General features: G+C 68.1%; 6 protein-coding genes and 1 pseudogene. 1 reads left to right on the top strand and 6 read right to left on the bottom strand.

The window, feature by feature from the left end:
- Together VD972_RS44970 and VD972_RS44965 are read right to left on the bottom strand one after the other, a co-directional pair.
- Positions 1–868: pseudogene (locus VD972_RS44970) on the bottom strand (VCBS repeat-containing protein); the annotation flags it as partial.
- Positions 869–930: 62 nt separating this feature from the next.
- The gene (locus VD972_RS44965; RefSeq protein WP_324996244.1) at positions 931–1,302 is read right to left on the bottom strand and encodes a PqqD family protein; all 372 of its coding nucleotides are present in this window, start codon (positions 1,300–1,302) and stop codon (positions 931–933) included.
- Positions 1,303–1,445: 143 nt separating this feature from the next.
- On the opposite strand from VD972_RS44965, the gene VD972_RS44960 reads away from it, so the two are divergent.
- Positions 1,446–2,012, top strand: coding sequence for a cytochrome c oxidase assembly factor Coa1 family protein (locus tag VD972_RS44960; protein WP_324996242.1), 567 nt, complete (start codon positions 1,446–1,448; stop codon positions 2,010–2,012).
- Between the two features lie 80 nt (positions 2,013–2,092).
- Here the strand turns inward: VD972_RS44960 and VD972_RS44955 are convergent, their stop codons facing one another.
- The 4 genes from VD972_RS44955 to VD972_RS44940 form a co-directional block, all read right to left on the bottom strand.
- Entirely contained in the window at positions 2,093–3,058 is a 966-nt protein-coding gene (locus VD972_RS44955) for an electron transfer flavoprotein subunit alpha/FixB family protein (protein WP_324996240.1), read from the bottom strand.
- A gap of 39 nt (positions 3,059–3,097) precedes the next feature.
- Positions 3,098–3,895, bottom strand: coding sequence for an electron transfer flavoprotein subunit beta/FixA family protein (locus VD972_RS44950; protein ID WP_324996238.1), 798 nt, complete (start codon positions 3,893–3,895; stop codon positions 3,098–3,100).
- Between the two features lie 120 nt (positions 3,896–4,015).
- Entirely contained in the window at positions 4,016–5,152 is a 1,137-nt protein-coding gene (locus VD972_RS44945; RefSeq protein ID WP_324996236.1) for an acyl-CoA dehydrogenase family protein, read from the bottom strand.
- Positions 5,153–5,223: 71 nt separating this feature from the next.
- On the bottom strand, positions 5,224–5,672 hold a 449-nt coding region (locus VD972_RS44940), incomplete at its 5' end, for a transaldolase family protein (protein ID WP_324996234.1).

Here is a 5,672-nt window from a genome sequence, read left to right as displayed (position 1 = left end):
CCTCGCGCGACAGGGTGGCCGTCACCCCGGGCTCGGTGCAGCCCACGGTGGCCTCTACCCGGAACGTCGTGGAGGACACGGGCGCCACCGGCGACACCACCTCCACCCGCGGCGCCACCGTGTCCAGCTGGATGTTGCGCTTGCTGGACGTCACCTCGTTGTCGCCGTTGCGCACCACCGCGTAGCACGCGGCCTCCTGGGCCTCGCACGCGCTCTGCGCGAGCGTCACCGACACCTGCGTCAGCCCGCTGCTGTTCACCGTGAAGTCCGTGGGCGGCAGGCCGCACACCTGCTCGCAGTAGAGCGTGCCCGTCTTCCCGGCCAGCCCCACGCTCCTCACCGAGAAGCGCACCTGGTAGCCCGCCGTGTCCGGATCCGCGTCATCCGCCTCGCGCAGCACCTGGCCCTCGGCGGGCTGGGTCAGCTCCACGCTCGGCGGCTCCGTGGACGCCGTCACGCTGATGCGCTGGGTGGCCGTGCGCCGCGAGCCCGCCTCCTCCACCGTCACCTGCAGCAGGTTGGTGCGCGGCTGCAGCAGCGTGCCCGGGAAGCGCACTGTGCCCCCCTCGATGATGGCCGGCGGCCCCGCCGTCCACGTCTGCTCGCTGGGCGTGCGCACCTCCAGCTTCGCGCTGGCCAGCGTCACCGGCCGATCCGCCGTGTCGCGTGCCACCGCCACCACCTCGTACTGGAAGCCGTCCGTGGCCGGATCCGCGTCGTCCGTCAGCGTCAGCCGCTGCCCATCCGTGGGCTTCTCGAAGGCCACCTCGAGCTGAGACTCGACGGGCGGCTCTCCGCAGTTGCACCCCGAGGAGCCCAAGACCAGGACAAAACCCACCAGCAGCCCATGCGATACCGCTCGGCGCATACGTCTCTCACTCTCTCGGCGGGCTCCGGCGGCCCACCCTTCACGGCACGGGCGCCAGGCCTTCAGGGCCCAAGCACCAGCACCTTCTTCTCTACGAGGAGCCTCACGAAGGCGGCAGTGTCCTGACGACACGCCTCCGGCTCCACCTCGAACTCGTCACACAGCACCGCCACGATGTCCGCCACCGTCCTCCGCCCGTCCACCAGCTCCAGGAGGCGCTCCGCCACCTCGGACACCTGCCCCTGCGCATCCTCGAACCTGTGCAGGAAGTCGTCCGGCCCGGCCGCCATCAGCTTCCCCGACACGCGCTGCAGGCCCGCCTCCGGGTGCAGCCGGGGCACGGCACCTAGCACGTCCTGGCCCTCACCCGCGAACCGCCCGAATCCGTTCCCTCCGGCCAAGGGCCCCCCAGGGCTCACGAAGTATGCGGCCATGCTACCCGCTCCCCTCCATCCGAACCAAGCGCCTCACCCTCCTTGCCTGCTCGCTGAACGAGAACTGGGCCATCCCCCGGGAACCGCATATGACGAGGCTGTACCCCACCTTGGGGCAGGCGGGAGACCGCTCAGGAGGATCCATGGAGACGACGCCGGAAGGCGGCATGGCGCCGCGACGCAGCTGGTGGAGCCGGAACTGGAAGTGGGCGGTGCCCGTGGGGTGCCTGGGCCTCCTGGCCTCCTGCGGGTGCCTGGGGGCCATCGCAGTCTACGCGGGCTTCAACGCCGTGAAGAACAACGAAGCCTATGTGCAGGCGCTGGCCATCGCCATGTCGGACGACGAGGTGCAGGCGACGCTGGGGACTCCCATCAACACCAGCCTCTGGAACCAGCAGAGCTCCGTCGCCAACAAGGACAACGAGATCACTGCCAAGTTCAGCGTCCCGCTGGACGGCTCCAAGGCGGACGGCATCCTGCGAGGGGACGCCATCAAGATTGGCAACACCTGGAGCTACCGGGTGTTCCAGGTGGAGGTGCCCGGCCAGGAGCCGATCGATCTCAGGGACAAGGTGGGGGGAGGCCCGCCACCAGGGAGGCAGCCGATGCCCTCCACGCCGGATGAGCCACCACCGGCCGCGCCCGACGAGGACGCCCCAGCCGAGGACGGCGAGGATGAAGGCCAGGGCGAGCAGGACGTCAACCTGTAGCCCGCAACGCCAGAGGGGCGGCGCGAGCTGCCTCGCTACCGCCCCTCCGCTCTCGAGCCCACTCTCGAAGGGCCCGAGTCCTACTCCAGGCTGCGCAGCGCCTGCCGCAGCTCAGGCAGCACCTTGAAGAGATCCGCCACCAGGCCGTAGTCCGCCACCTGGAAGATGGGGGCCTCCGGATCCTTGTTGATGGCCACGATGGTCTTCGAGCTCTTCATGCCCGCCAGGTGCTGGATGGCGCCGCTGATGCCCGCCGCGATGTAGAGCTGGGGAGCCACCACCTTGCCCGTCTGGCCCACCTGCAGATCATTGGGCACCCAGCCCGCGTCGCACACCGCGCGCGAGGCGCCCACCGCGGCGCCCAGCTGGTCGGCCAGGGCCTCGATCTCCTTGAAGTCCCCCTTGGTGCCACGGCCGCCGGAGACCACCACGCGCGCCTCGGTCAGCTCGGGGCGAGCGCTCTTCACTTCCTTGAAGTCGACGAACTTCGTCTTGGACGCCTCGAGCTTCGGCGTGAAGGCCTTCACCTCGGCGGCGGGCAGGCCGCCCTGGGCCGCGGGGAACTCGGTGGCGCGCACGGTGAACGCCTTCACCGGCGTGGTGAGCTTCACCTCGGCGAAGACGTTGCCCGCCCACATGGGCCGGGTGAATGTGACGTCCGCGCCGCTCCCGTTGAAGGCCATGACATCCGAGGCCATGGCGGCCTTCAGGCGCGCGGCGACGCGGGGCATCAGGTCCTTGCTCATGGCGGTGGAGGCCATGCCCACGTAGTCGGCCTTCAGCTCCTGCGCCAGGCCGGCGATGACGGGTGTGTACACCTCGGCCAGGTAGTGCTCGAGCTCCGGCGCGCCGGCGGTGTGCACCGCCTTGACGCCCAGGCCCTTGAGCTCCTCGGACACCTTGGAGGGATCCTTGGAGAGCAACACCACGTGCACCTCCGCACCCGCCTTCTCCGCCAGCGTACGGCCCGCGGTGATGGCGTTGAGGGTGGCCTTGCGCAGGTTCCCGTCCGGCTGCTGCTCGGCGACGATGAGGACGATCGGCATTTGGGACTCCAGTCTCTCGAAGCAGTTGAAGGGGCGGGCCTAGACGACCTTGGCCTCGTTGCGCAGCTTGTCCACCAGCGCCGCCACGTCCGGTACCTTGATTCCGGCCTTGCGCGGCGGCGGCGAGGACATCTTCAGCACCTGGATCTTCGGAGTGACGTCCACGGCCAGCTTCTCCGGCGTCAGCTCCTCGATGGGCTTGCTCTTGGCCTTCATGATGCCGGGCAGGCTTGCGTAGCGCGGCATGTTCAGGCGCAGGTCCGTGGTGACGACGGCCGGCAGCGAGCACTCCAGCGTGGTCAGCCCGTTGTCCACCTCGCGCACCACGCGCACCGTCTTGTTGTCCGCGGCCACCAGCAACGCGGGCGCCTTGTTCTTCTCCTGCTCGCTCTCCAGGGACTCCACCTTGGAGGCGAACGTGGCCTGGCTCCAGCCCAGGAACTCGGCCAGGTACTGGCCCACCTGGTTCTGGTCATCGTCGATGGACTGCTTGCCCAGGACGACGAGATCCGGCTTCTCCTTCTCCGCCACCTTCTGGAGCAGCCCGGCGATGCCCAGCTGATCCAGCGGCCCGGTGTGGTTCACCCACACGGCGCGGTGGGCGCCCATGGCCAGGGCGTGCCGGAGCTGCTCCTGCACCTCCTTGCCACCGATGGACACCACCACCACCTCGCCGGTGTGCTTGGCCACCAGCCGGAGCCCTTCCTCCACGGCGATCTCGTCAAAGGGGTTGATCTTGTACTTCAGCCCCTCCTGAACGATGCCCGAGCCGTCCGGCTTCACCTTGATCTTGGACTCGGGGTCTTCCACGCGCTTGGCGGTGACGAGGATCTTCACGGCAGTCCATCTCCTTCTACGCGCGGGGGTGTTGACGCACCGCGCGAACGGGCTGGAGTCATAGGCATCCGCCTCCCGCGCGGGCAACGGGAATCCGCTGCGGGAAGCAGATTTACTTTTCTACTTGAACAGTTCCCGAGCGATGACGATGCGCTGGACCTGGCTGGTGCCCTCGTAGACCTGGATGAGCTTGGCGTCGCGCATGAGCTTCTCCACGGGGTATTCCTTGATGTAGCCGTAGCCGCCGTAAACCTGGACGGCGTCCGTGGTGACTTTCATGGCCATGTCCGCGGCGAAGCACTTGGCGTAGCTGGAGACCAGGGTGTTCTTCTGGCCCGAGTCCAGCAGCCACGCGCTCTGGTGGACGAGCAGCCGCGCGGCCTGGATGTTCATGCCCATGTCCGCGAGCATGAACTGGATGCCCTGGTGCTCGCGGATGGGCTTGCCGAACGTCTGCCGCTGGGAGCTGTACTCCAGGCTGTGCTCCAGGGCGGCGCGGGCGATGCCCACGGCGAAGGCGGCGGTGGTGGGGCGGCTGTTGTCCAGCGTCTCCATGGCGATGCGCCAGCCCTCGCCCTCCTCGCCGATGCGGTTGGCCACCGGCACGCGCACGTCCTCGAAGGTGAGGGTGACGGTGTTGCTGGCGCGCTGCCCCATCTTGTTCTCGTGCTTGCCCACGGTGAGGCCCGGCGCCTTGCCCTCGACGACGAAGCAGGAGATGCCCTTGTGGCGCTTGCTCTTGTCGTGCGTGGCGAACACGGTGAACTGGTCCGCGTAGCCGCCGTTGGTGATGAAGCACTTGGAGCCGTTGAGGATGTAGTGGTCCCCGTCGCGCCGGGCGGTGGTGCTCAGGCCCGCCACATCCGAGCCGGCGGCGGGCTCGGTGAGACAGAAGGAGGCCAGCTTCGGGCGCTCGGTAAAGGGCGTGAGCAGCCGCTTCTTCTGATCGTCGGTGCCGGCCAGCAGCACGGGGAGGTTGGCCAGATCGTTGGCGAAGAGGGAGGTGGCCACGCCCGCACACCCCCAGGCCAGCTCCTCACAGACGATGACCTGCTCCAGGTGGGACAGGCCCAGGCCGCCATACTCGCCGGGGGTGGCCTGGTTCATGAGGCCCAGCTCGTAGGCCGTGGCGATCAGATCCTTGGGAAAGTCCGCTGTCTCGTCATAGTGGGCGGCCTTGGGGCGGATGACCTCGCGGGCGTACTTGCGCGCAGTCTCCTGGAGCGCGCGTTGAGAGTCCGTGAGCTGGAAGTCCATGCGTTCCTCGGTGGGGGGGTAGTGGGAGCCAGGTGCCTTTTTAACGCAGAGCGTCAGAGCCGGAAAGCCCGCTACTTCTTGGGAACCTTCTCCCAGTCGGCCAGGAACTTCTTGATGCCGATGTCAGTGAGCGGGTGCTGGGCGAGCTGGGTGATGACGCTGTAGGGCAGCGTGGCGACGTCCGCGCCCATGCGCGCCGCCTGGAGCACGTGAATGGGGTTGCGCACGCTGGCCACGAGGACCTGGGTGGTGAAGTCGTAGTTGCCGTAGATCTCGATGATGTGGGCGATGAGATCCATGCCCTCTTCGGAGATGTCATCCAGGCGGCCGACGAAGGGGGAGACGTAGGTGGCGCCGGCCTTGGCGCACAGGAGCGCCTGGTTGGCGGAGAACACCAGCGTGACGTTGGTGCGGATGCCCTCGGAGGTGAGCGCCTTGACGGCCTTCATGCCCTCCACGCCCATGGGGACCTTCACCACGACGTTGTCGTGGATCTTCGCCAGGGTGCGGCCCTCCTTGA

Origin of the sequence: Hyalangium sp., from assembly GCF_035629615.1 — a bacterium.
In the GTDB taxonomy this organism is placed as follows: Bacteria; Myxococcota; Myxococcia; order Myxococcales; family Myxococcaceae; genus Hyalangium.
The sequence above is the reverse complement of the archived record's forward strand: the minus strand, read 5'-3'. Positions and strand labels throughout refer to the sequence as shown.